Here is a 24,913-nt window from a genome sequence, read left to right as displayed (position 1 = left end):
AATTTACTGACCCCATGAATCCTATGAGCGTGCCGTCCTTTCCCAAATCCGCCGAGCCTTTTTCCGAGGTTCCTCTCTCTGCCGACACTCCAGCCTTCGATGCCGCAGCGGTGCAGGAGGAGAAAAAGACGGCCTGGTGGAAGCGCATGTTGAGCGCTGGCAAAGAGCGCCGCCTCCGGGAGGAAAAGCTGACGGCCGAGCTGCAGGAGCTGCGGGTGACTTATGAGTCCCTGCTCGACTCGGCCGACGAGTTCCGGGAGCGCTTTGATCAAGAGGAAAAAAACCGGCAGCTTATGGCAAAGGTTTTGTCTCCCTTTCCTGCTGCGGTGGAAGGAATTGCGACCATCCAAAGTCACCAGGTCAAGGCGGAGGAGTCGCTGAGCGTGCTCCACGAGTCCGCCCTTCAAAGTGCCCGGCGGGAAGAGACCTTGCTGGGAAACCTGGATCGGGTGGAAGGCGGAGTGGGACAGCTGCAAGCCGGGGTGGAAGGAATCCAGACGGGGGTGGGTCAATTGCAGACCGGAGTGAACGGGGTGCAGGTGGGGATGGACCGCATTGCCGAGGTGGTGGCGGGGATTGCCTCCGGTCAACAAGGGACTCAGGCCAGCTTGGGGGCCTTGGGTCAACAGATTGATTTGCGCTTCCAGGAAGCGGGAGAGGAAGCCCGCGAGAGCGCGCGGCGCATGGAGAAATCCAGTGGCGACGTGCTGAGTGTGGTGCGCGACCTCGAGCGCAATACCCAACGAGGCTTGTGGATTTTCGCGGGCTTGCTGGCTTTGCTCTTCGTCGCCCTCCTTGCCTTTTCGGCGAAAGTGACCGCCTTGGGCGCGCCTGCGGCCCCTGCGGAAACCCCTGCGGAGGTGGAGGCAACCGCAGCGGCGGCGGTGGAAGCGTCGTCAGCTGGGGAAGAGGACGCCGTGGTGGCGGAAGACTATCAGTTCTAGTTAGAGCTCGGTGAAAAGCTCTTCGCTGGCGAAACGAGATTTCGCCAGTTCGGCGTATTTGTCCACTCTGGAGCGATAGCCGAGGGCACAGCACACACTGGCGGTCAGGTTTTTGTCGGGCAGGGCGAGTTCCTCGTCGTATTTGCCCGGGATAAATCCTTCGATGGGGCAGGCATCGATTTCCAAGAGGGCCGCCGCATCCATCAGGCGCTGGAGGGCGAGATAGGTTTGCTGCTTGCTCCATTGGATGCGTTCTTCGATGGACATGCGGTGAATGAAGTCGACGACCACGTTGCGGTAGCCTTGCAGGGATTCGCTGCTGACCCCGCGTTGCGCAGCGGTGGAGGCAATGAAGGAATCCACGAAATCGTCGTCGATATCGGTGCGGGTGCACAGGACGACCAGGTGCGAGCAGTCCGTGATCTGCACCTGACCCCAGCTGTGGGGCAGGAGGCGGGCTTTGATTTCCGCAGAGGTGATGCTGACAAAATGCCAGGGCTGCAGGCCGAAGGAGGAGGGGGAGAGGCGCAACGACTCCTTCAAGGTGGCCCAATCTTCTGGAGAGAGGGTGCGCGTCGGGTCGAAAATTTTGGTGGCGTAACGCCAGTTGAAGGCCTCGATGAGTTGCTCGTTGGATAAGGTCGGCATGGCGCCTACTTTCGGGAGCAAGCGCTAATTGTCAACTTGCAGGGGGAGGGAGACAGTGGGAAAGTCTGTCAAAGTGAGCCCGAAAAGAAGCCCGTATTCGGTCTCTCCGGAGTTGTCGCGAGAGAAGAGGCCCATGGTGAAAATCCAGGAATCGAGGTTGCGGTGCAGGCTGTATTCTTGGAATTCCAAGGTGCTGTCCTCAAACTCCCAACGCTGGGTCGCGCCCAGGCCCCATTCTTCGTTGAAGCGATGATAGGCGTTGAATTCCAGCCGATTGGAGTCGCGTAAAATGGGGTGATCGTGGAGGAAGCGGTGATTGAGGGAGAGCTCGGTATTTTCATCGAGCATGAAGTCCACCCCGGTAGCGATTTCGGTGAAGTTGGAGGAAGAGAAGAGGGGGATTTGCGTTTCCAAGGTGAGGTCCAGCCACGGGAGGGGTGACCAGTGAACATCGGTGTAGAAGTTGGACACCGCGCGGTCGAACTCGGGGTCGTTGCCGAAGATATCGATGTAGGAGTCGACCTCGAGCCATTGGTGGGAAGAGCCATTGCGGCGGGTCAGGATGCGGTTGCGGGTGCCGAGGCGGAGAATCTGCCAATCGGCAAAGTCGTCGATGGCGGAGAAGCGGCCCAGGTGGAGAGCGCGGGGGCGGGTGGAAGGGGTGAGGCGATCAATGGGCCGCAGGGAGGCATCCAGATTGTCGGTGGTGAGGGAGGTCGCGGTGGCGTAGGGCTGAAAGACGTGGAGGGCCGAGTCCAGCCCCCATTTTTGGGAAATCCAATCGGGATATTGGCGGGTGAACTTGAGGGAGGCGTCCACCGAGAGATGCAGGTGGGTGCGGCTTTCGCTATCGAGCGGGCCCTGCACATCGTGGTAGCGGGTGTGGCCAGCCCCGAGGCGGGGTGTCAGGTGCAGCCCGGAATCCAAGGTGAGAGGATAGGAAATCTCGTGGTAAGTGTGAAAGCGGGCAAAACCGGTATCGGCTAGAATGCCTTCGATTTGACGGCGGCGGGCGGCGGTGGTGGCCGGTTGGGCAAACTCGCGCCGCAATCGCTCTTCGCGGAAATCGGCCAATTCTTCGCGGTAAAGTCCGACCATGTTCTGGCTTTCATGCAAAAGGGCGGAGCCGAGAATGGGGCGGCGCACCTGGTCGAGGACCACTTCGGGAAGTCTCAAGTCACTTTGATAGTGCTCGTTGAGGCGAAAGCGGGTCCACGCGGTCAGGAGCTGAGATTCCTCCCAGGCTTGGGAGAAGATGAGGGTGTTGTCGGGTTGGTAGTCGGTGGTGTAGTCGCGAGGCCGGAAGTCTTCCATGAAGAAGCGGTCTGAGAGCAAGGTGCTATTCAGATCGATGAAGCCCTCCGCGCCGGGGAGCCAATTGGCATCGATTCGTTGTCTCGCTTGCAAATAGTAGCGATTCGGGTCGTCAAAGCCGTCCCGGGATTCGGACGAACGCTGTTCGCCGGGGTCGAGGTCATAGATGTGATAGCCCGAGATCCAGCCCAGATTGGGATTGTCTTTGCGGGCATAGGAATCGAGGTCCAAGCCGAGCCCGACCCCTCGTTGGCCGTAGAGATCAAAGTGCCAGGTGGCTTCGTGGGTGGGGTCATTTTTGAGGCCGGTGGCCGGATCCTCCAAGCCACCGAAGTCATGGCTGTATTGGTTGAGGAGGTAGGGTCCCCAGTTGGAGCGGATACCCGGGGTGGGGCGGTAATTGAACTCGCCATCGAAGTCCTGCGTGAGCCCGGGAAGCCAGAAGACCTGCCGGTCGGCGGCGTAGAAGCGGAGGTTGCGAAAGTGAACCGATTCCCCGGGAATCACGGTCACTTCATCGCCCCGCATCCAGTAGTTCGGTTTCTCGGCATCGTGGGTGGTGACTCCGGCGTTGCGTCCTTGGTAGAAGTTGCCTTCCTCGCGCTCTTGGGCTTGAAACTGTCCGGCCTCGAGCAAAAGAGGGGCGAAAGAGGTGCGCAAGTTGCGGGTATTGAGTTCTTTGCGTTCGTATTGGTAGATGACCTCTTCCCCCCGGTGAAGGGCCGTGCCTTGGTAGGCGGAGACATTGCCACTGAAGACAATGCTCTTCCTTTCCTCATCGAGATGGGCCCGGTCGGCGAAAATTTCGATGCCATTGTCCGAGCGCAGGCGGACATGGCCGGAAAAGGTGGCCGCCGAGTTGGCCTCCTCGGAGTAGTCGAGGAAGGCCTTTTGCGAGCGCAGCACGTCGCCGCGATTGGTGCGTAGAAGAATGTTGCCGCTGGCAGCGAGCTTGATGGAGTCCCCCTCCACCAATTCCAGTTGGTCGGCGCGGAAGGAAAAGCCATTGGGCAGGCCGGTCTCCGGCATTAGCAGCCCTTCCCCTGGTTGGGCGCTCGTTTCAGGTTCGGGGAGGGTGGGAATGGTCTGGGCGGGGGCATTGGCCCGGTTTTGAGCGGTCGAGGGGAGCGCCGCCGCCAGCGAAAGCATCAAAAGAGTCCTCAACCTGTCGTCCATGGGCGGAGTCTCCGAAGTGGGCTCGAACCTGTAAAGACAGAGTTTTCTGCTTCTTGGACATGAGGAGAAGGGGGCGCGGGCGCGGGGGCTTGCGTAAGATTGAGCGGAAGGGAAAACGGGGCTATGCTGGGGGCATGAAAATTGGCATCGTGGGAGCTGCGGGACTGCTGGGGAAGGCCTTGCGTGGGAAACTTGAATCTTCTCATCACCAGTGGGTTGGGTTTAGTCGTGCCCCCGAGGGACGAGAAGGGGAATGGCGGTCTCTGGACGATGGCTTTGGAGGCCTGGACGGGGTGGTCAATGTGGCCGGGGAGGCCATCGACAAACGTTGGACCCAGAAGAATCGGGAGAAATTTCACGAGAGCCGCATTGGAGTAACGGAAAGAATCGTAGCCAGTCTGGCGGCGATGGCGGCTGAGGAGAGACCCCGCGTCTTGCTCAATGCCTCGGCGGTGGGCTATTACGGCGATCGGGGGGAGGAGCTCCTCACTGAGGGCGAGGAGGCGGGCCCGGATTATCTCGCACGCCTGTGTCTGGAATGGGAGGCGGCGGCCCGGGAGGCGGAAGCTCTCGAGGTGCGGGTGGTGTTGGGGCGAATCGGAGTGGTTCTGGGGCCGGGGGCTCCGGCTTGGGAGCGCCTGCAGCAGGTCTTCCAGTGGGGGCTCGGGGGGAGATTGGGCGATGGCCGGCAGTATTGGTCCCCGGTTCATCTGGACGATGTGGCTGGCGGGATGGTGCATGCTCTGGAAACTGATGAGGTGGTGGGGCCCATGAATCTGGTGGCGCCTGGGGCGGTGACCAACGGCGAAATGACCCGTATGTTGGGAGAAGTCATGCACCGGCCCACGCTTTTTCCGGTCCCGGCCCTTGCCCTCAAGGTGGTCTTGGGCGGATTCAGTAGCGCGCTCTTATCCAGCCAACGGGTGGAGCCGAAGGTGTTGCAAGAGACGGGCTATCAATTTGCCTATGCCAATCCACGGGCGCTCCTGGAGGCCCTTTCTTCCTGAGGGGAGGAAGCGGGACATGCCTGCCTGGGGACTTGGCAAAAGGGGTTGGCAAGGCAAGAGTGATCCCGTGGCAGGACATTGGCAGGAAATGGCGGGACTCTCCGTGGACGTGAGCGAGGTGGTTTACGTGCCCAGCTTGGACGCACCCGAGGATAAACCTCATCCCTTCGTCTACTTCATCACTATTCTCAACGAAGGCAGCGAGGAGATCACCTTTTTCGGAAGAAAGTGGATCGTCCGCGAGGAGAGCGAGGTGTTCGTTTTGGAAGGGGATGGCATCGTGGGGGAGCAGCCCTCATTGGGGCCGGGCGAGCGCTTTTCCTACAATAGTTACCACGTCCTCGCGGCTAAGGGTTGGGCCGAAGGGGCATTTTACGGCCTGACGGAAAGCGGACGCCGCATCTCTGTCCCTATTCCTCGCTTCGAGATGGAGCTGCCGGGGTGGGCCTAGCCCGTTCGCGGCCACCGGGTGGGGGAGGTGCCCGCCGCAGTCATTCCTGCTCCAGAAGGGGCTGGGCCAGTTTCCGCACGGTGGCCAGGTCGAGAATGAAGTAGTTGGGATCGTTCTCGATTTTGCCATAGTAGAAAGGGCTGCTGCCGGATTGGCTGGCGGCCCCGGCGAGGGAAAGCTGTTTGCTCTCGATGATGATCTCCTCGTCGTCGGGTTTATCGAAAAGCGCGGTGAGGGTGTAGACCGGGCTTTCCAGAGCGAGCTGGGCCGGGCGGTGGTCCGGTCCCAGCCAGCGGACCGCGCTCAAGCTTTCCAGCGTTTCGAGGTAGCGATTGGCCCGGTTTTCGTTGAGCAGGGCGGTGACGTCCTCGTTCTCAATGCGCGCTTCCCAGGTTTGTGCCAAGTCGCTGTATTTGAGGGTAAGAGCGGGAGATCCGCTGGTTTCCAAGCGCAAGGTCTTGAGGTCGATCATGTTGAAGTTCCACACCAGGGCATCGCGCCACTGGTAGGGGCGGGTGGCCAGATTGTAGAAGGCATTGGACTGGAGTTCCAGCACGCTGCGGGCTTCATTGCGACGGAAGTAGTAGTGGGGAATGCCTTCTTCATCGATCACCTCGCCAAAAAAGAGAGTCTCGCGAGTGCCGTCGAAGAGTTCCATAGCGAGGACGAGGATGGGCTGGTCCAAGCCGTAGGAGGAAAAGTCTTCCACCGCATCGGCCACCGCGCTCACGCCTTCGTCAGCGAGCAGGGTTTTTTTCACATTGTAGAAGGTGAGTTCGTTAGCGGGTTCGGTGCGACCAGCGAGGGTGCGTTGCACGCGCATTTCTCCTGAGATGGGGCTCTTGGCCACTTCGATTTCCAGCGGAGTGGCCAGCTCGGGGGTGCGGATGGTGAGTTTTTTCAAGTAGCGCAGATCGAGTCCGGAAAGGCGGGCCCCGCGCAGGCGCTCAAGGGTGAGGGGGAGGGCATCCACTCCCGGGTGCTCATCGGTGGCCGCGCGGGGGATCTCGAACTCAATGGCGCTTCGCCAGTCATCCAGGCGGCCGATGTAGTAGCTGTGTTCATCGGGCTCCGGCTCGGCCAGGGAGAGGGTCACTGGGGTCTCGTGGATGGTGCCGTCCAGCGAGAAGAAGCGCAAGGCGAGCTCCAAGGCTGTTTCATCCAGGGGAGGGGCGGGTTTGTTGAGGGCTTTGCGTGCGGTGAGATTGTAGAGACCGGCCACCAGCTCGGCGGCTGCAGTGGGATCGGCATCGAGCTTGAAGGGTTTTTCGATTTGCCAGCCGTCGACCGGGCTTTCGCGGGCGAGGACCAGTTTGCCATTGGGGCGGGTGATGGTGACTTCTGCCAGCAGCTCGGGAGGAAAGAAGAAGGGGCGCAGGTCGCGCTGGCGGCGGAAGCCATTGGCCACCACTTCATCCAGATAGGGGGAGGTGCAGAGGTAGAGATGGTCGCTTCCGCGGGGGCGCAGGTAGAGGCTGGATTGGTTGTAGGGTTGGCTGAACTGGTCTTTGGCGGGTCGCAGGGATTGCCAGGGGGCCCGTTCTCCCAGGTGGTAGCTGGCGACTTCCTCTCCGTCGCCATTGGTCAAGGTGATGGTGGCCAAGGCGGGGTCCAGGCCCATGGCCTTGAGGTCGTTGTTTTTTGCTGGGAGGCTCTCCAGCACCGTGAGGTCGGCAGAGAAGGCCAGCAGGGTCTCCAGCACCCGGTAGTCGGCCCGGTCCAGGGTGGAGCCGTTCTTGAGCAGCCACTGGCCTTGCCGCTCTTCATAGTCATGGCTTCCCTGGGGGGTGGTGATGGTGATCTGCCGGATTTCGCTTGGGTTGAGCGCGAAAAGAAGACTTTCGGTTGGCAGGGCCGGCTCCCCGAACAAGCTGGCGAGATTCTTTTGGGTAAAATGGAGAAAGGCCATCGCCCCGCTGGCCAGAGCGAGGACCGCAAGAAAGACGGTAAGGACTTTGGAAGACATCGGCACTGAGCTTGCTCCCTCGGAGGCCGGGGAGCAACCGCATTTTCAGAAAGGATGGGGGCGGGCTACTCCGCCAGGCGAATGACCAGTTGGCCCGCGTCGATGGAGATCTCTTCCACCCCGGCGAGGGAGGAACCATCGCTGCTGAGCAGGTTGGCGAGTAGATTCTGTCCTTTCAGATCGCCGAGCCAGGCATTGGGTAGGGAAATGCCCCAGAGGGTCAGATCTTCGAGGATGAGCGCGGGAGCCTCGCTGGCGTCTTTAACGAGAAAGCGGGCCCGGCCTTTGAGCTTCTTGCCAGCCATGAGGGGAAAGTCCTCCGGGATATCGAGGCTGAGGCGGGCATGCACGGCATCCTTGGCCAGCTCCAATTTGAGCTGATCGCCCAGCTGGGTGTTTTCGTGGATGAGGCCATTGAGCTCGCGTTCACTGAGAATGATTTCCTTGTCGCCGGGGGTGTAGCCGGGGGAAGTCGGGGGGGCTTCCTCCAGCGCGGTCATTTTCTCCTCCAGCACGGCTTTTTCGGGCGGTGTCAGGACGGTGGCCTGAATGGGGCGGTTGAACCACCAGAGGGCGGCCCCGGCTGCCAGCACGCCCAAACCGAGGAGGGCGAGGATGAGGAGGGGAATGCGCCAGCGGCGGACACGGGGGAGGGATTTTCGTGGGGTTGTGGTCATGATTTCGAGAGGGTGGTTTTTTAGAGTCTACTCCTTAATCGGGGTGGGAGGGGACAATATTCCTTCTTTTGGGGAGAAAATCGTCGCTTGTTTGTAATGACCATGAATGCGGGGGCAGAAAGATGGCGAAAAATCTGTCCTGTGGATTTGACAGCCACGGGCGAAGTTTAGTTAACTGTCAGGACGATGATCGAAAGGGCCTGTTCCGGGCCCTCTGAATTTTCTACACACACCAAGCGTAAATTATGAGCGACGAGGCACCACAACCACCAAAGCCGGAGACCAAAACTTCGGCCGTTCCCTTGAAGAAAGAAACCGTTCGGGTCACCCTAAAGGCCTCTGATGCCCCTGAAGGAGCGGCTCCCAAGCCCCCGACTGCGGGGGGGCCTCCCGCGCCCGGCGCGCCCGCGCCTCCTTCGGCACCCGCTCCCACAGCTGGAGGTCCGCCCAAGCCTCCCAGTGCTTCGGCTCCTGCCGCGCCCGCCCCTCCCTCCGCAGCGGCTCCCGCTGGTCCTCCCAAGCCGGCCGCCCCGGCACCCGCACCCACTGTGGCACTGAAGACCGGTGGCGCACCGGCCCCGAGCGGCACTGCGGCTCCCAAGCCTGCGGCGACCGTTCCTTTGAAAGTTGGCGGCGGTCCCGCTCCGCAATTGGGCGGTAGCCCCAAGCCTACGGCGACCGTGCCTTTGAAGTCCGGCGGCACTTCCCAGCTGGGCGCTCCCACAGGCACCGGCATGCAATCCGCCCCCGCCACGATCGGAGGCTTTGATGACGACGATGAAGCGGAAGAGAATGGCACCATCACGTCCGTGTTGGCCATCCTCGCATTGGTCGCGGCCTTGGCCGTTTTCGCCAGCCAGTTCCTGACTGCCAAGACTTGGGTCGACACCGAAGAGCCTCAGCCCCGCGACTGGTCTCAGTATTTTGAACTTTAATCTTTCAAGAAAGACTCTCTCTCATGGCAGTACCCATCATTACTTTCATTCTTGCTCTCGTCGCCGCCTTGGTCGCCTTCATGGCCTCCGGGGCGTAAGCGGCACAGCAGGAACTTGAACGAATTCCTTTTCCACGAGACAAGGGCGGCGCTTGACGCCGCCTTTTTGCTGTCCATAGTTCTCGGCATGGCAGAGCAATTTACAAACGACAATTTCCAATCCGAAGTTCTTGAGTCCGATGTCCCCGTGTTGGTGGACTTTTGGGCGGAGTGGTGTGGCCCTTGCAAAAGCGTCGCTCCCATCATCGACGCCGTTGCCGGCGAGGTGGAAGGAAAGGCCAAGGTAGGCAAAGTGAACATTGATGAGGCCGGGGAACTGGCTCAGAAATACAACGTGCAATCCATCCCGACTTTCCTGTTCTTCAAAAATGGCGAAGTGGTGGACACCATCGTTGGGGCCCGCGTGACGCAGGATGGTCTTCGCGAGCAGCTCGAGTCCCTGGCCTGAGCACTGTCCGCTTTGGAAAAATTCTGAATCTGAAAAGGTCGTTCTCCCCGGGGAGAGCGGCCTTTTCTAGTTGAGCCAGGGAGAGGGCGGGCAGAGGGCCAGGAGGTGATGGTAGGGGCTGAGTTTGCGAAGAGTATTCTTCCACAGCTCATCGTCGTGCTCGCTGCTGAGGAAATTGGGAGGCGCGGGGGAAACAACCCAGGAATTGTGCTCCAGCTCGTCTTCCAACTGGCCGGCAGACCAGCCGGAATAGCCGACGAAAGCGCGCACCAGAGTGCCCGGGCTCTTGCTGCGTTCAATGGCGTCTTCGGCGGGAATGCGGATGGCAAAGCGGAGTTCGTTGTCCGGCGAGGTCCAGAAAGCGGCGAAAGTGAGGTGCTCGCGCCCAACCGGGCCCCCGTTGTAGATGGGGATGCGGGACAGGGCGGCGTATTTCGGCTCTTGTAAAACGTCTCCCACCAAGTGCCCGTTCGGTTGATTGAGAATGAGGCCGAAGGAGCCTTCCGGGGAGTGGCTGGCCAGTAGGATGACGGAGCGGTTGAAAATCCCATCCCGGAGGGAGGGATCCGCAAGGAGCAAATCTCCCTGCGACACTTGGGGCGGATGGGGAGGCGGTTGAAACACGCCATTATCTTCCACAATCCCGGAGCGGGGTCAAGGAAGGGAGGGAGGGGAAGAAGCTTTCGTGGCCAGTTGATGGAGAGTCTCTGCGAGGGTGGAGAGTTTCTCGCGCCAGTGGAGCTTGGCCTGCCAGTCGGGAGGAAGCGCATCGCCGCCCCAGAAGGCTCCGGCCAGTTGTCCGTAAATCGCTGCCGTGGTGTCGGCATCATCCCCCAGGTTGGCGGCCAGCAGGGCACCGTGGCGGAAATCTTTCGCCCGCCAAAAGGCCCACAGAGCAGCTTCCAGCGAGTGGACGACATACCCGGTCCCGCGAATACGGGGGGGCTCGTGGTGCCGGTAGGAGCCCGCGACCACAGCTTGCAGGGCATCACTCAAGGGCCCTGCGTAGTCCGCCCGGGTGAGAAGTCCGGCCTCCAGGCTCAGGGCGTCCTTCTTGTCTGTGGCGGTGAGAGCTTGCACGATCCAATTGCCAAAGAGACGGCAGGCCCAGAGAGTCTCGTCCGCGCCATGGGTGGTCAGGGAGCTTTCCTCACAACGCTGGAGGCATTCGTGGCGGGGTCGGCAGGCGTAATAGAGAGCGGCGGGAGCCAGGCGCATCAAGCTGCCGTTCCCCGCGTTCTGTGGGTCACGCGATCCGGATTGCGGATTTCCGGTGGCTTGAAAGGTGGCGAGAGCACTGCGCACGGTGTTGCCGATGTCGAAGCAGCTTCCGGTCGCGCTGTTGGTGCCTTGGTGCCACCAGTCGAGATAGCGCTGGCATTGATCCGTCAAGTCGTTGCCCCGGCAGGCGATAAGGGACTCTGCGAGACAAATGGCCATCGAGGTGTCATCGGTCCATTGTCCCGCCTGCAGGTGAAAAGGCCCGCCTCCGGTCAAATCAGTCAGGGGCTCGAAGCTTCCCGGGGGGCGAAATTCCACCGTGGTGCCAAGGGCGTCGCCCAGAGCCAGGCCCAGCAGCGTGCCGCGATAGTTGTCCTGCAGATCTTTCATCGCTCGTTGGTGGTGATGATGCGAGCGCCAGCCGCGGCCATCTCGGCGAGGGCCTTTTCCCCATCGCCCGGGGTGAGTTCCACTGCCCGGCAGGCGTTGGCAATTAGGGTGGTGGCGAAGCCTTCGGCGAGGGCGTCGAGGACCGTGAACTTGACGCAGTAGTCGGTGGCTAATCCGCAGACATGGAGCTCGCTGGTTCCCCGCGTGCGCAGGGTTTCGGCCAGACCTGTTGATTGGCGGCGACCGTTGTCGTAAAAGGCACTGTAGCTATCGATGGCGGGGTCGGTGCCCTTGAGGATGACCTCGGCAATGTCTTGGGTGTGCAGGCCCGGCGCGAAATCGGCTCCGGGGGTGTTTTGCACGCAATGGACGGGCCAGAGAACTTGCGGGAGCCCGTGCAGGGAAATGACCTCTCCCTCTTGCTGGCCGGGATGACTAGCCGCGAAGCTTCCGTGATTCGCCGGGTGCCAGTCCTGACTGGCCAGGATGTGGTCGTAGCCGGGCATGAGGTTGTTGATGAGGGGAATGAGTTCATCCCCGCCTCTCACCGCGAGGGCTCCCCCGGGGAGAAAGTCGTTCTGAAGGTCGATGAGGAGGAGTGTTTTCATGTAAAGGGGGCAGGGTAGGGTGGTTGTCAGGAGGCTAAGCGGCGGGGGTCATCAGGGCAAGTGTTAAGTGTAAAATTAACACTATTCGAGGCGTGGGACTTTGGTGACGAATTTTGATAAGTAAGAGAGGTTAGTTTTCGGGCTTAGTTGCCGTATTGCTTTTTCTCAAGATGGAAAGAGGTCAATTACTTGGAGCGATTTTTCTGGCGGCGGTGGTTCTGCCGGCGGCGGGGGAAACGGGGCAGAAGGACTATGAGATGTTCTGTGGCGCGTGCCACAATCCCGACGGCAAGGGGGCTGGGGAAGGGGCTTTTCCTCCTTTGGCGGGCAGCGAATGGGTGCGGGGCGATGCCGAGCGCATGGTGCAGCTGGTTTTGCATGGGCTGGAGGGGCCCGTTTCGGTTGCGGGTAAGAGTTTTGACCTCGTCATGCCGCCGCAGGGAGCGGCTCTCTCTGATGAGCAGATTGCCCGCATCGTCAGCTATGTGCGCACGTCCTGGGGGCATACGGAGGAGCCAATTGAGGCGAGTTTTGTCAAAGCGGCGCGAGGTCGTTCGGCGGATCGCAAGACGATGTGGAAGGCACCCGAGCTGCTCAAGCGCTGGCCCCTGCCCCATGATTCCGGGCCCATCCAGGATTTGGTGGCCCACGTTTACAAGGGGAAGTTCACCACCATGCCGGACTTTAGCAAATTGAAGGTGGCGGCGGTGGAAGAAGAGGCGGCCGGGTTGCTCGACCTGTCCACTCTCGGGGAAAAGCAGCATTTCGCCGTGGTCTGGGAGGGCGTGCTGAACATTGCGGAGAAGGGGGAATACTTTTTCCGGCTCGACTCCGATGATGGATCGCGCCTGTTCATTGACGGGCGGAAGATTGCGGAAGTGAAGGGCACGGGGCCGATGGGGCGGGCCAAGCAGGGTAAGCTTTGGCTGAAACCGGGCCCGGTGAAGATTCGGGTGGAATACTTTGAATTCGAGGGGCAGGAAGGCATTTCGCTGGCCATGATGCTCAAAAACCAATGGACCCAGCTGAGCGCGACCAAGTCGGTGGAAGAGAAGGTGATTCCTTCCCTGCCCATCGTGGTGACCGACGAGGCGCGCATTTATCGCAACTTTATTAAAGGCAGTGGCGCGCGGGCCATCGGGGTGGGATATCCCGGAGGAGTGAATCTGGCCTTTGATGCCGATGATTTGGGAATTCCGCTGGTTTGGCAGGGAGCCTTTATGGACGGTGGATTGCATTGGACGGCGCGCGGCAAGGGCTTTCAGCCCCCGGCCGGGGAGCAGGTGCAGGCCTTGGCGACGGGGCCGGCCTTTGCCTACCGCGGGGAGGAGACCACCCCTTGGCCGAGGCAGTGGCAGGAGGAGCTCAAGCCGCGCTTCCGGGGCTATGTGCTCGATGAACGCCGCCGGCCCGAGTTCCGCTACGAGGTGGCCGGGCTCTCCATCAGGGACAAGGCGATGGAGGGCGATGCGGGGGAGCTGCGGCGGGAAATCAGCCTAAGGGCGGGCGAGGAGCCCCCGGCGAATCTGAGTCTGCGCTTGAGTGGTCCCGGGGCCCGTAGTCTGGGCTCACACCGTTTTGCCATCGGGCCGGGCGGACAGATCGTGCTCGAGAGCGGGGATTTGGGTGAGCCGGTGGTGACGCGGGAAGGCGTGGTCCTACCCTTGAATTTACAGCCCGGAGAGAATCGTCTGCGGGTCAGTTACCAGTGGAAGTGAGAAGGACGAGAATGATTGTGAGCAAGATGAAGACGAAAGCGATCGCGCTGGGCCTGGCCCTTGGCTGCAGCCCGGGTTGGGGAGATGACTATTATCGCACCGAGGAAATTCCCATGCCGGAAGGCGAGGTGATGGAAGTGGGCTCCATTGCCCTTTTGCCCGGGAAAAAGGTGGCGGTGGCCAGCCGCCGGGGAGATGTTTGGATTTGTGAGGGCGCTTATGGGGACGATTTGTCTCAAGTGAGCTGGAGCAAATTTGCGGAAGGCTTGCACGAGCCCTTTGGCATGTTTTGGCGCGATGGCTGGTTGTGGCTGACCCAGCGGCCGGAGGTGACCAAGATGCGAGATAGTGATGGTGATGGCTGGGCCGATGAGTTCGTCACGGTGTCCGCTCCCTGGGGCATCAATGGCGATTACCACGAGTATGCCTTTGGCTCCGATCCGGACCGGGATGGCAATGTCTGGGTGGCTTTGTGCCTCACGGGTTCGGGCGGCGCGGCGGATAACTCGCCTTTCCGAGGTTGGGGCTTCCGCATCACGCCGGAGGGGGAGGCTCTCCCCACCGTGACGGGAATCCGTTCCCCCGGAGGCATTGGCTTCAATGCGGCGGGAGACACTTTTTATTGCGACAACCAAGGCCTCTGGAATGGCAGCTCCTCGCTCAAGCACATGCGGGTGGGTGGCTTCATGGGCAATCCGACCGGCAATAAGTATCATACGCTGCAAGACACCTTGCCGGAGCCGCCGACCCCGGAGTCGGGCTCACGTATCGAGACCGAGCGGGCCAAGTATCCCGAGCTGGTGCCTCCGGCGGTGGTCTTTCCCCACGGCCTCATCGGGCAATCTCCGACGGGAATTATTCCAGAGGACTCGGCGGGCCGTTTTGGTCCTTTCGCCGGGCAAACTTTGGTGGGAGAGCAGACCCATTCACAGGTCCAGCGCGTCTTTTTGGAGAAAGTGAATGGCGTTTACCAGGGAGCGGTCTGGCACTTTCTGGAAGGCTATCGTTCGGGCATCGTGCCCCTGCGGTTGAGTGAGGACGGCACGCTCTTTGTCGGTGGCACCAATCGCGGTTGGGCGGCCCGGGGAGGGAAACCCTTCACCTTCGAGCGCACCCGCTGGACGGGCAAGGTGCCCTTCGAGATGAAGGAGATGCGTCTGACCCAAGAGGGCTGGGAGCTGGTCTTTACCCAACCGGTCAATGCCGAGCGGGCAGGCGATCCGGCTTCTTACGAGATGGCGGCCTGGACTTACATTTACCAGAGTAGCTACGGGAGCCCGCAAGTGGATGCCGCTACCCCCAAGGTCGTCCGGGCCGAGGTCGCGGAGGATCGGCTCTCGGTGCGGTTGACCGTGGAAGGCCGGGTGAAGGGTCATGTCCACGAGCTGGATGCCAGCAGGGTGACGGGTCCCGATGGGGCCTCGCTCTGGCATCCCAAAAGCTACTACACCATCAACGAGTGGGTGCGGTAGCAGCGCTCTCGCGAGGAGACGAGTCCTCGACCGGAGCTTCCTCCGCCGGGGCTTCTGCTGCGGGAGTGTCTTCTACGGGAGTGTCTTCTACGGGAGAGGTGGCAGCCGGGGGCTCTGCTTCCTGTGGACTGTCGGCGTTTTCCGGCTGCGCTGGGGTGGCGGCCACCACTTCGGGAGGGCTGACGGGCTCCTCTTCTCCCTGCAAAGCCAGCAGGCTCTTGATGGGCACCGTGTCGTGAAAGACCATCTGGAGCGGGTTGCCGCCCTCATCGTTCTTTCCCTGTTGACCTTTGTAATAAACGCTGTTGGTGGACGCCACGAGAGAGACCACGCGACCTTGGGTATCGAGGACCGGGGCACCGCTAGAACCGCGGGCAAAATCGGCATCAATGGCCACCCGTTGCACTGCCGGCCCCTTGGCCCCTTCGGGATAGATCATGTGATGGCGACTGACGACCCCCGAGGTGAGCACCCAGTTGCGACCGGCGGGGTGGGATAGGACAAAAATGGACGATCCGGTTGGCGGCAGGGAGGTCAGCTCGTAGTGGGGGAGCGATTCCCCCTCCGGGAGGGCGACCCGGGCCACCGCGACGTCGTTGTCGCCATCGGCGGCCAGAATGTCGACCACGGGCCTGACTTCGCCATCGATGGTCACGATCACGAAGCGGTCGTCTTTGCCCGCTCCTTCGAAGATGTGGGCATTGGTGGCAATGAGTCCGTCGGCACTGATGCCGAAGGCGGTCCCGCCACCGCCACTGTGCCAGTGGTCGCACTTGCCGCATTGATAGAGGCGATTGAGGAGAAAGGTGGCGGGCGCGTGGCGGTCATAAAGGTCGGTGGGGCGGGCCTCGGCAGCAGGCGTGGAATCCACGTGGACGGGGAAGGGCGCGCGCTTGGTGTCGAGACCGGGAGCGAGCTCGACAAAGGGGGGAGCCGTGGGGCCTACCGCATCAAAAGCGGTCTGCTGCTCCCGCATCAGCGCCAGCTCGTCAAAGACCCGCAGCGAAGGAGGAATTGAGGATTGGGCGGCCAGGGTTTTGATGGTGGTGGGGTGGGTCTCGGGGGCTCCGGAAAGAAGGGAGGCCTGAGTGCCGAGAAGGAGAAGGGGTAAGAGCAATCTTGTCATTTCGGTAAAGTGTAGCAGAAGTTGTTCTATTTGCTCTGAAATTAGCAGGTTTTTTTTCAGAGAGGAAGAGGAGTGGGCGAAAACTCGGTTTGATTTGCCGTGGCCTCGGATCTCTTTTCGCTCTAGTTTGGCCGGGTGGAGACCGCGCAGGGAATCATCATCCGCACCCGCAAGTTGACCGAGACCAGCCTGATTGTGAGTTGGTGCACGGTGGAGTGGGGGTTGCTCAAGACCGTGGCCAAAGGGGCCCGCGGGCGGCGCAGTGCTTTCGCGGGCCAACTCGATCTCTTCGTGGAGGCGGAATTTGCCTGGGTGCGCAGCCGGGCGAGCGAGTTGCATGCCTTGCGGGAGCTGCGGGTGGTCGATTTGCGCGCTTCCCTGCGCAGGGAGTATGCCCGCACGGTGGTCGCGGCTTACTTGGGTGAATTGGTGGAGCGTGCGGTGGAGGGGGAGGCGGCGGTGCCCGAGATTCACGACCTCCTGCGGCGGGCGCTCGACTTTTTGGCCGGGGGGGGTGAGCTGGCCCGGGCTCTGCCTTTTTTTGAAAAAGAGTTGGCGGAAAGGCTCGGGGTGGGCCGGGGCGCGGGCTATGTCGCGCGTCTGGAGGAGGTTTTGGCTGGTGGATTTCCTCGTAGTCGCCGCGAAGCCATGCGACTCTTGGAAAGATGAAAACACCTCGATCAGCGCTCGCGTGGGGGCGGGAAGTGGCTTCTCCGGTGGGTCCGCTCACTTTGTTGGCGGACGAGCAGGGCTTGACCGGTCTTTACTTCGCGGGCCGCTGTGAGGAGCCCTGGGAGGCGGGGGAGAGTGCGATTCTTTCGCAGGCGGAGGAGGAGCTGGACGAGTATTTCGCCGGTCGACGGGAGGTTTTTTCGGTGTCTTGTGCGGCCCGGGGGACGGATTTCCAGCGTGCGGTGTGGCAGGTGCTGGCCACCATTCCTTTTGGGGAGACTTGGAGCTACCAGGCGGTGGCGCAGGCCATTGGGCAACCGACAGCCGTGCGCGCGGTGGGTCTGGCCAATGGCGCGAACCCCATTTCCATCATCGTGCCCTGTCATCGCGTGATCGGAGCCAACGGGCGTCTGACCGGATTTGGCGGCGGTCTGGAGCGCAAGCGCTTTCTTCTCAATCACGAGCAACGCGGAGAACTCTGCTAGTCCTGGTCCAGGCAGGCGCTGCAGATTTCGTCCCCCTCGGCAGTCACCCGGAAGTCGCGATCCGGGTGGCTGTTCTCGGTCGCTTGGCAGACCTTGCAGAGGTGGAAGGAGCCTTGCTGGCCCGCTTTTTTCTTGGACTCGAAGGCGACCCGGCGCTTGGCGACGGAGCTGCGTTGCACCCCGGCCCGCCGCCACTGGGGGATGGCCCAGGCAAGAAAGGGAGCAAAAGTGAGCCCGAGATAGAGGAAAAAACTGGGCTGTCCGGCGGCCTTGGCGAGGAGGAAAAAGGCCGCGATGGCAGCCAGCACCCAGACCTGCACCGGGATGATGAGCATGAGCAGGAAGGTGTGTTTGGGAAAGAGAGTGGCAAAGGCAAAGAAGGCAGCCAGATAGAGGTAGTAGCCGCCCACCAGCTCGACCCGTGCCCCCATGAGGGCCAGGAGGCAGTTGGCGACGATTTGGCCCAAAATGACGAGATAAAAGTAGAGGGAGGTGCGCCAGACACCCCAGGTGGTCTCGAGGGTGTCATTGAACATGAAAGCGATGAGGAGGGCGAAGAAAGCGAAGAGCACCGGGAGCATGCGGAAGCCGGCCACGCTTTCGGGATGGGGCACATCGACGAGGAAGAGGAAAGAGAGAATGCGCCAGAACTCACCTCCCATGATCTTGGGCCAGTCGAAGGCCATCGCTATTCCCAGGTCCGGCCGCGCCATTAGGAGCAGGACCATCACAAAGTGAATGATGGCAAAACCCCGCAGCAAACTGGGGAATGCGAGCCAGGGGAGACGATTTTCCAAGGTGGTGAGGAAAGACATGAGAGGCCAGTGAATACCTGCTGGCGTGGATTGCCAATGTTTTGTGATCAGAAAGCGTTTTCATGCTGACACGAGTGATTTTCCCAAGATTGACATTGCGAGGGGAGAGGGGCAGGGTCCCGCCATGAGCGAGCTGAAGCAGAGTCCCCTGGCGGACCTTCATCGGGAAGCGGGTGGGCGCATGGTGCCCTTCGCCGGTTGGGAAATGCCTGTGATGTATCAATCCATCCTGAGCGAACACCAGGCCGTGCGCGAAGCGGTGGGCCAATTCGATATTTCCCACATGGGGCAACTCTTCGTCGAGGGCGAAGAAGCCGAGGAGTGGCTCAACAAGCTCCTGAGCAATGACGTTGCGGCCTTGGAAGATGGCCAGGGGCAATACACTTTCCTCCTGAATGAGCGGGGAGGAGTCATCGATGACCTCATCATCTACCGACTCAGTGAGGGCCATTACTTTCTGGTCGTCAATGCCGCCTGTCTGGCAGAGGACCTGGCCTGGTTCGGTCAGCATGCCGTCGAGGGCGTGACTCTGCGTAATGAGAGCGAAGGCTTGGCCGGGATCGCGGTGCAGGGACCGAATACGGTGGATGTCTTTTCCCGCGTGTTCGGGGGGCGCACCTTGCCCTCGCGCAATGGCATCGACGAGTTGCAGCTCGATGGTCAGATCGCCTGGGTGTGCCGCACGGGCTACACTGGTGAGGACGGCTTCGAGTTTTTTTGTCCCGCCTCCTCCGCCGCCCGCTGGTGGGAGGAGTTTGCCGAGGCCGGGGCCGCGCCCTGTGGTCTGGGCGCGCGCGATTCCTTGCGCTTGGAAAAATGCTACCCCCTCAATGGCTCCGACCTCAGCCCCGACCGCACCCCCCTGGAGGCCGGTTTGGGCTTTTTTGTCAAACTCGACAAAGAAGAGTTCACGGGTCACGAAGTTCTCCGCCGCCAAAAAGAAGACAAGCCTGCCGAACGGCTGGTGGCGATCCAATGCCTCAAGAAGGGAGCTCCGCCCCGGCCCGGTTATGCCGTGCTTGATAGCGACGGACAGCCCCTCGGAACCCTGACCAGTGGGGTCCTCTCACCTTGTCTGGGACTTGGCATTGGAATGGCTTACCTGCCCGCTTCCCAAGCCAAGGTGGGACAGGAAGTCTTCATCGAAGCACGCGGAAAAAAGATGGCGGCAAAAGTTGTGAAAAAACCTTTCGTTGCCTGAGAACTCCATCATAGAAAGCAGACATGGCTATACCTTCAGACCTGAAATATACCGAAGAACACGAGTGGGTCCGCATGGACGGTGACATCGCAACCGTCGGGGTCACCGACCACGCCCAGGAAGAACTTTCCGACGTCGTCTTCGTCGAACTCCCCGATGTCGATCGCGAAGTGGAAGAAAAAGAGGCCATCGGAGTGGTCGAGTCCGTGAAAGCGGCCAGCGACATCTACGCCCCCGTCAGCGGCACCGTGGTCGAGGTCAATACCGATTTGGAAGAAGAGCCCGGCAACATCAACGAAGACCCCTATGGCTCGGGTTGGTTGTTCAAAATCCGGGTCAATGACATGGAAATCGTCGAAGGCCTCCTCACCGCGGATGATTACGAGGAGCAAATTGGTTGATTTCCGCGAATAATTGTTGAAAGTGCCGCCGTGTCAGCGCAGACCGAATTCAAACATCGTCATCTCGGAGTCGGTTCCGAGGAAGTGTCCGAAGTTCTCGCCCGTTTGGGCTATTCTTCTCTGGAGGAACTCACGGCGGCCATTGTTCCCGAGGCCATCCGCAAGGAAGACAGTCTTTCCTTGCCGGAGCCCTTGGGAGAGCGGGAGGCACTCGCTGAGCTAAAGGGCATTCTTTCCCAGAATCAGGTCGCCCGCAGTTACCTTGGCCAAGGCTACCACGGCACCATTCTGCCGCCCGTCATCCAGCGGAATTTGCTGGAGAATCCCGGCTGGTATACCGCCTACACTCCTTATCAGCCCGAGATCGCGCAAGGACGCCTCGAGGCCTTGCTCAATTTCCAAACCATGGTGACCGATCTCACCGGCTTGGATGTGGCCAATGCCAGCTTGCTCGATGAGGGCACCGCCGCGGCCGAGGCCATGACTCTGGCCCGCGCGGGCAAGCCCAAGGGCACCGTTATTTTCGTCGACGAACAGTGTCACCCCCAGACGCTCGCGGTGGTGCAGACCCGCGCCGAACCTCTCGACCTCGAGGTGAGGGTGGGAGATTGGCGGGAGTTCGATCCCGCAGCTTGTGAAGGACTCTTCGCCGCTCTTGTGCAGTATCCCGACACCCGGGGCGAGGTTCACGACTACGCCGCTTTTGCGGAGAAAGTCCATGCCGCGAAGGCCCTCGTCATTGTGGCGGCCGATCCGTTGGCGCTGGTTTTGCTCAAAGAACCCGGAGCCTGGGGAGCCGACATTTGCGTGGGCTCCACGCAACGGTTTGGCGTTCCCATGGGAGGGGGGGGGCCGCACGCCGCCTACATCGCGGTCAAGGATGCTCTCAAGCGCAAGTTGCCCGGCCGTCTGGTGGGGATTTCCCGCGATAGTCAGGGCGAGCCCGCTTTCCGTCTCGCCTTGCAGACGCGCGAGCAGCACATTCGCCGGGACAAGGCCACGTCCAATATCTGCACCGCGCAAGTTCTCCTCGCCGTCATTGCCTCCATGTATGCCGTCTACCACGGTCCGGAGGGGTTGCGTGAGATTGCCCGGCGCACCCACGGTCTCGCGCATCGCTTTGCCGACGGTCTGCGCACCGTGGGCCTGGCTCCGGTGGGGGAGGTTTTCTTCGATACCGTCACGGTCCGCACTGCCGAGGCCAAGGCCATCGTCCAGCGCGCGGGCGAGGCGGGCTACAACTTCCGCCTCATTGGCGAGGATCAGGTGTCGCTCGCTTTTGACGAGTTGAGCACTGCTGCCGAGCTTCCCGATCTGCTGGGCTTCTTCGGGGCCCAGGCGGGCGAGAAGACTCCTTGCACCCTGCCTGCCTTTTCCCGGGAAAGCGAGATTCTCACCCACGAGGTCTTCCACCGCTACCGCAGCGAGACCGAGATGATGCGCTATCTGCGTCGTCTCGAAGGAAAAGATTTGGCCCTCAATCAGGCCATGATCCCGCTCGGCTCCTGCACCATGAAGCTCAATGCCGCAGCCGAGATGATTCCGGTCACCTGGGCCGAGGTCGGGGAGATTCATCCCTTTGCCCCCGCCGCGCAAGTGCGGGGCTATGCCGAAATGCTGACCCTGCTGGAGGATTGGCTGGCCGAGATCACGGGGTTTGCCGCTGTTTCCCTGCAGCCAAATGCGGGATCGCAGGGCGAATACGCGGGCTTGCTGGCCATTCGCCGTTACCACCAGTCGCGCGGCGATCACGACCGCCACATCTGTCTCATTCCCACCTCTGCCCACGGCACCAATCCAGCCTCCGCGGTGATGCTGGGAATGAAAGTCGTGCCGGTGAAGTGCGACCTCGACGGCAACATCGACCTTGCCGATTTGCGGGCCAAGGCCGAAAAACACGCCGATCAGCTGGCCGCACTCATGGTCACCTATCCCTCCACCCACGGGGTCTTTGAGGAGGGAATTCTGGAAATTTGCGAGACCGTCCACCAGCTCGGGGGGCAGGTCTACATGGATGGGGCCAATATGAATGCCCAGGTGGGCCTCACCAGCCCCGGCTTGATTGGGGCGGACGTGTGCCACCTCAATCTCCACAAGACCTTTTGCATTCCTCATGGCGGGGGAGGCCCTGGCATCGGTCCCATCGGGGTCGCTTCCCACCTCGTGCCTTTCTTGCCCGACGAGAGCCATCCCGTATCGGCGGCCCCCTGGGGCAGTGCGTCCATCAACGTCATTTCCTGGATGTATATCCGCATGATGGGGGCGCAGGGACTGACCGAGGCCACGCAGGTCTCTTTGCTCCTGGCCAACTACATCGCCCGCCAGCTGGAGTCCGCTTTCCCGGTTCTTTACAAAGGACGCAACGGATTGGTGGCCCACGAGTGCATTATCGATGTGCGCGAGGTCAGCAAAGCCAGTGGCCTGACCGTCGAGGACATCGCCAAGCGGCTCATCGACTACGGCTTCCACGCCCCGACGATGAGCTGGCCGGTGGCGGGCACCCTGATGATCGAACCCACCGAGTCGGAAAGCCTGCGCGAGGCCAACCGTTTCTGTGAAGCGATGAGAGCCATTGCCGCCGAAATGGAAGCCGTGGCCGGCGGAGAGAAAGATCCCGAGGACAACGTGCTCAAGAATGCCCCGCACACCGCGGCCATGGTGACGGCCGATGAATGGAACCATCCCTACAGCCGGAGCGAAGCGGCTTGGCCGGTCGCGGGTCTGCGCGAATGGAAATTCTGGTCACCCGTAGGTCGGGTCGATAACGTGCACGGAGACCGCAACCTGGTCTGCACCTGCGAAGGCATGGATGCTTACGCTGAAGACTGAATCGAATTGATGATTGCCCCGAGCCAGACCGAGAGCCTTGTCGATTGGGAAAAATGGACCCCGGGAATGCGGGCCACCCTGATGTTTGTCCGCGTGGGGGATGAGGTTCTCCTTATCGAGAAACAACGTGGCATTGGCGCAGGCAAGGTGAACGGTCCGGGGGGCAAAATCGATCCGGGCGAGACTCCGCTGGAATGCGCCATCCGCGAGACCCAGGAGGAACTCTGCATCACTCCCACCGGGGTGAGCAAACGGGGAGAACTCTTCTTTGCCATGTCCGATATTCCGGATATCCATTGCCACGTTTTTGTGGCCGATGGCTATGAAGGCACTCCCACCGCCACCCCGGAGGCGATCCCGCTCTGGACTCCGGTCAATGCCATTCCCTTCGAGCGCATGTGGGCTGACGACCGCTTTTGGTTGGGTGAGGTGCTGGCCGGGCAGAGCTTTCGCGGGCGCTTCGTCTTCGAAGGCGAGACCATTCTCTGGCAAGAAGTCACCTTCGGAGTGGCGTACTGAGTGCCCTCGCATCAATCGGAGCCGATTTGGTGACAAAAGGACTCAATAGTTGGTAGGGCTCAGCGGCTCGCCGCGCCGTGACTCAGCCCTACCGACGTGCTGACACCAACGGGGGCTCTGAGAAATTGCAGTAACCACGCGCGGGAGCCGCGATTCCAGTTCTTTGATGCTTTCGCGAACCTTTGCGGTTACACTTTTTTCTTTAAAACGGACGATGCAGGCCGTAGTTCCCGAGGTCGGCACCGGGCGGGAATTTGCGGGCGAAGAGGGCGCGGCTGCTGACGATGGCGGCGAGATGCTCGCGGGTGATGGTGCGATGACTGTCCGGACTACCGGCGTCTTTCTGCCAATGGGTCCAGGTCACATCTTCCGCTAAAACATGGTCGTCCAGTGGATAGCCTTCCAGATTCAGCACGGTGCCAAAGTAGCCCTCATCAGCGGCAAAGACCGTTTTCATCGCCTCGGTATAATCCCGCCTCGTGACCAGTTGGGCACAAGTGCGGTCCAGTAACCACCACTGGGCATGGAAGCGCCACAATTCGGGTGGGATACTCTCTTGTTTCGCCACCTTGACTCGGAAGCGTTTGGGTGATTTGTCCCAGGGAAGAGGGCGGAACTGCGGTCGGGGATCGAACTGCAAGCGCCGGAGCACCTCACCCAAGGGCCGCACTGGCAGGCACGACTCGGAGAGGAGGGCAAAGTGAGTCACGCTTTCATCCGCGAGGGCGGCCTTGAGCAAAGCCAGCGAGGCCCGCACCAGCGAGATGTCGCCCCACGCCGTTTCGTGATGGTCTTCAATGATTGTGTCAGCGAGAAAGGCCTCCGGTGCGAGGGCCGCTGGATCCTTGGGATGGCTCCAGATGCTCACCCGCTCGGGAGCTTGCGCCACCCACTCGCGCCAGATCTCGGGATGATTCACCTCGTCCCGGGTGAGGAAGAGCAAGCCCAGCTTGGGTTCCGGCGGAGTTTTCCAGCCTGTTACCATTTCGTTGAGAACCTGGCGATTGAGAGCGAGATGCTGTTTGGGCGTTCCGTTGGCGGTGTAGAGGGTGTAGGTTTTGCCGACGAGATCAGAAGGGGCTTCCGCTTGCCAAGCCAAATTGGGAATGGCGGCGTAGGTAGGAACCGTTTCCTGTAGGCGGGCCAGAATACGATCGGAGGCAGCCTTGGGATCGTCGCCCGCTCGGTAGCGGGAGGTGAGGTCGAGAGCTTGGATGAGAGTGTTGTAGTAGCGGGCGTTCACCATCAGCGCATGATTGTCGACGGCATAACAGACGCGCGCCAGACCGGGGGCCACGATCTCTGGCTTTTGTTCGTGGGAGCAGCCCAGATAACACATCCCCCAGTCCTCAGGCAGAGAGAGACGGGAGACCAGTTCCTGAAAATTAGGATGTAGGCGGACGTCGTCTTCCAGTAGAAGCACGGCCTTTGCCCCTCGTTGGCGAGCCGCCCGCAGGGCCAACCGCTTGGTCAGAGCGAGGGCATAGCGTCCTTTATGTTCGTAGCCGCGGGCTGACTTGACAAAGCGCGCGTCGATGGCTGGAAAACGCTCGGCTTCAATCCCTGCTTGTAGAAGTTGCCACTCCACTTCTCCCCGTCGATCGTCACGACGTCCGAGATTGATAAGAAAGGTATGAGGATGGGTCATGGGTTGTCAGTGAGCAGTGAGCAGTGAGCAGTGAGCAGTGAGCAGTGAGCAGTGAGCAGTGAGCAGTGAGCAGTGAGCAGTGAGCAGTTTCTGGATTCTGGATTCTGGATTCTGGATTCTGGATTCTGGATTCTGGATTCTGGATTCTGGATTCTGGATTCTGGATTCTGGATTCTGGATTCT

The 24,913-nt window shown here is 61.0% G+C and carries 23 protein-coding genes; 13 read left to right on the top strand and 10 right to left on the bottom strand.

From position 1 onward, the window contains the following. Positions 1-14: 14 nt before the first annotated feature. Positions 15-944 carry a hypothetical protein gene (locus JIN78_RS11025; RefSeq protein ID WP_200392028.1) on the top strand — a complete coding sequence of 310 codons (930 nt, stop codon included), beginning with the start codon at positions 15-17 and terminating at the stop codon, positions 942-944. Here JIN78_RS11025 and JIN78_RS11020 read toward each other — a convergent pair whose 3' ends face one another. Together JIN78_RS11020 and JIN78_RS11015 are read right to left on the bottom strand one after the other, a co-directional pair. After that, a complete protein-coding gene (locus tag JIN78_RS11020; RefSeq protein WP_200392027.1) occupies positions 945-1,592 on the bottom strand; it encodes an NAD(P)H-dependent oxidoreductase in 648 nt (215 codons plus the stop codon). A gap of 24 nt (positions 1,593-1,616) precedes the next feature. After that, positions 1,617-4,082: an LPS-assembly protein LptD gene (locus JIN78_RS11015; RefSeq protein ID WP_200392026.1), complete on the bottom strand. Its 2,466-nt coding sequence runs from the start codon at positions 4,080-4,082 to the stop codon at positions 1,617-1,619. A 134-nt stretch (positions 4,083-4,216) separates the two neighbouring features. On the opposite strand from JIN78_RS11015, the gene JIN78_RS11010 reads away from it, so the two are divergent. Both JIN78_RS11010 and JIN78_RS11005 read left to right on the top strand, forming a co-directional pair. Then, positions 4,217-5,089, top strand: a complete 873-nt coding sequence (locus JIN78_RS11010; RefSeq protein ID WP_200392025.1) for a TIGR01777 family oxidoreductase — start codon at positions 4,217-4,219, stop codon at positions 5,087-5,089. Positions 5,090-5,156: 67 nt separating this feature from the next. After that, positions 5,157-5,540: an ApaG domain-containing protein gene (locus JIN78_RS11005; protein ID WP_200392024.1), complete on the top strand. Its 384-nt coding sequence runs from the start codon at positions 5,157-5,159 to the stop codon at positions 5,538-5,540. 40 nt (positions 5,541-5,580) lie between these two features. Here the strand turns inward: JIN78_RS11005 and JIN78_RS11000 are convergent, their stop codons facing one another. After that, positions 5,581-7,506: a DUF4340 domain-containing protein gene (locus JIN78_RS11000; protein WP_200392023.1), complete on the bottom strand. Its 1,926-nt coding sequence runs from the start codon at positions 7,504-7,506 to the stop codon at positions 5,581-5,583. Between the two features lie 65 nt (positions 7,507-7,571). Further along, a complete protein-coding gene (locus tag JIN78_RS10995; protein ID WP_200392022.1) occupies positions 7,572-8,183 on the bottom strand; it encodes a hypothetical protein in 612 nt (203 codons plus the stop codon). A 548-nt stretch (positions 8,184-8,731) separates the two neighbouring features. Between JIN78_RS10995 and JIN78_RS10990 the strand changes: the two genes are divergently transcribed. Both JIN78_RS10990 and trxA read left to right on the top strand, forming a co-directional pair. Beyond that, positions 8,732-9,118, top strand: coding sequence for a hypothetical protein (locus JIN78_RS10990; RefSeq protein WP_200392021.1), 387 nt, complete (start codon positions 8,732-8,734; stop codon positions 9,116-9,118). Positions 9,119-9,304: 186 nt separating this feature from the next. Further along, the gene (gene trxA / locus JIN78_RS10985) at positions 9,305-9,625 is read left to right on the top strand and encodes a thioredoxin (RefSeq protein ID WP_200392020.1); all 321 of its coding nucleotides are present in this window, start codon (positions 9,305-9,307) and stop codon (positions 9,623-9,625) included. 66 nt (positions 9,626-9,691) lie between these two features. Here the strand turns inward: trxA and JIN78_RS10980 are convergent, their stop codons facing one another. The 3 genes from JIN78_RS10980 to pncA are packed head-to-tail and all read right to left on the bottom strand — an operon-like array spanning position 9,692 to position 11,844. Beyond that, complete coding sequence (locus JIN78_RS10980) at positions 9,692-10,249, bottom strand: YqgE/AlgH family protein (RefSeq protein WP_200392019.1); 558 nt, start codon at positions 10,247-10,249, stop codon at positions 9,692-9,694. 30 nt (positions 10,250-10,279) lie between these two features. Further along, a complete protein-coding gene (locus JIN78_RS10975; protein ID WP_200392018.1) occupies positions 10,280-11,236 on the bottom strand; it encodes an ADP-ribosylglycohydrolase family protein in 957 nt (318 codons plus the stop codon). Further along, positions 11,233-11,844, bottom strand: coding sequence for a bifunctional nicotinamidase/pyrazinamidase (gene pncA, locus JIN78_RS10970; protein ID WP_200392017.1), 612 nt, complete (start codon positions 11,842-11,844; stop codon positions 11,233-11,235). Before pncA ends, JIN78_RS10975 begins: the two co-directional genes overlap by 4 nt. A gap of 170 nt (positions 11,845-12,014) precedes the next feature. Here pncA and JIN78_RS10965 point away from each other — a divergent pair, with 170 nt between their 5' ends. Together JIN78_RS10965 and JIN78_RS10960 are read left to right on the top strand one after the other, a co-directional pair. After that, positions 12,015-13,562 (top strand): c-type cytochrome, encoded by a 1,548-nt coding sequence (locus JIN78_RS10965; protein ID WP_200392016.1) that lies wholly within the window; start codon positions 12,015-12,017, stop codon positions 13,560-13,562. 26 nt (positions 13,563-13,588) lie between these two features. Next, positions 13,589-15,034, top strand: coding sequence for a DUF7133 domain-containing protein (locus tag JIN78_RS10960; RefSeq protein ID WP_200392015.1), 1,446 nt, complete (start codon positions 13,589-13,591; stop codon positions 15,032-15,034). Here JIN78_RS10960 and JIN78_RS10955 read toward each other — a convergent pair. Further along, complete coding sequence (locus tag JIN78_RS10955; RefSeq protein ID WP_200392014.1) at positions 15,015-16,160, bottom strand: S1 family peptidase; 1,146 nt, start codon at positions 16,158-16,160, stop codon at positions 15,015-15,017. The genes JIN78_RS10960 and JIN78_RS10955 overlap by 20 nt on opposite strands. 135 nt (positions 16,161-16,295) lie before the next feature. On the opposite strand from JIN78_RS10955, the gene recO reads away from it, so the two are divergent. Then, positions 16,296-16,829, top strand: a complete 534-nt coding sequence (recO, locus tag JIN78_RS10950; protein ID WP_200392013.1) for a DNA repair protein RecO — start codon at positions 16,296-16,298, stop codon at positions 16,827-16,829. After that, positions 16,826-17,317 carry a methylated-DNA--[protein]-cysteine S-methyltransferase gene (locus tag JIN78_RS10945; protein ID WP_200392012.1) on the top strand — a complete coding sequence of 164 codons (492 nt, stop codon included), beginning with the start codon at positions 16,826-16,828 and terminating at the stop codon, positions 17,315-17,317. The genes recO and JIN78_RS10945 overlap by 4 nt, the downstream gene beginning before the upstream one ends. Here JIN78_RS10945 and JIN78_RS10940 read toward each other — a convergent pair. Next, on the bottom strand, positions 17,314-18,132 hold the full coding sequence (locus tag JIN78_RS10940; RefSeq protein WP_200392011.1) for a hypothetical protein: 819 nt from the start codon (positions 18,130-18,132) through the stop codon (positions 17,314-17,316). The genes JIN78_RS10945 and JIN78_RS10940 overlap by 4 nt on opposite strands. A gap of 124 nt (positions 18,133-18,256) precedes the next feature. Here JIN78_RS10940 and gcvT point away from each other — a divergent pair, with 124 nt between their 5' ends. From gcvT to JIN78_RS10920, 4 genes are read left to right on the top strand one after another with little or no spacing between them, the layout of a single operon-like run. Beyond that, positions 18,257-19,333 (top strand): glycine cleavage system aminomethyltransferase GcvT, encoded by a 1,077-nt coding sequence (gene gcvT, locus JIN78_RS10935; protein WP_200392010.1) that lies wholly within the window; start codon positions 18,257-18,259, stop codon positions 19,331-19,333. 23 nt (positions 19,334-19,356) lie between these two features. Further along, positions 19,357-19,734: a glycine cleavage system protein GcvH gene (gene gcvH / locus JIN78_RS10930; protein WP_200392009.1), complete on the top strand. Its 378-nt coding sequence runs from the start codon at positions 19,357-19,359 to the stop codon at positions 19,732-19,734. Positions 19,735-19,764: 30 nt separating this feature from the next. Further along, positions 19,765-22,563 carry an aminomethyl-transferring glycine dehydrogenase gene (gene gcvP, locus JIN78_RS10925; RefSeq protein ID WP_200392008.1) on the top strand — a complete coding sequence of 933 codons (2,799 nt, stop codon included), beginning with the start codon at positions 19,765-19,767 and terminating at the stop codon, positions 22,561-22,563. 9 nt (positions 22,564-22,572) lie between these two features. Next, the gene (locus JIN78_RS10920) at positions 22,573-23,082 is read left to right on the top strand and encodes an 8-oxo-dGTP diphosphatase (RefSeq protein ID WP_200392007.1); all 510 of its coding nucleotides are present in this window, start codon (positions 22,573-22,575) and stop codon (positions 23,080-23,082) included. A gap of 202 nt (positions 23,083-23,284) precedes the next feature. Here the strand turns inward: JIN78_RS10920 and JIN78_RS10915 are convergent, their stop codons facing one another. Continuing rightward, positions 23,285-24,730 (bottom strand): beta-1,6-N-acetylglucosaminyltransferase, encoded by a 1,446-nt coding sequence (locus tag JIN78_RS10915; protein ID WP_200392006.1) that lies wholly within the window; start codon positions 24,728-24,730, stop codon positions 23,285-23,287. Between the last annotated feature and the right edge of the window lie 183 nt (positions 24,731-24,913).

Origin of the sequence: Roseibacillus ishigakijimensis, from assembly GCF_016595415.1 — a bacterium.
Taxonomy (GTDB): Bacteria; Verrucomicrobiota; Verrucomicrobiia; order Verrucomicrobiales; family Akkermansiaceae; genus Roseibacillus; species Roseibacillus ishigakijimensis.
Note: the sequence above shows the minus strand (reverse complement) of the source record. Positions and strands in the feature narration are given on the sequence as shown.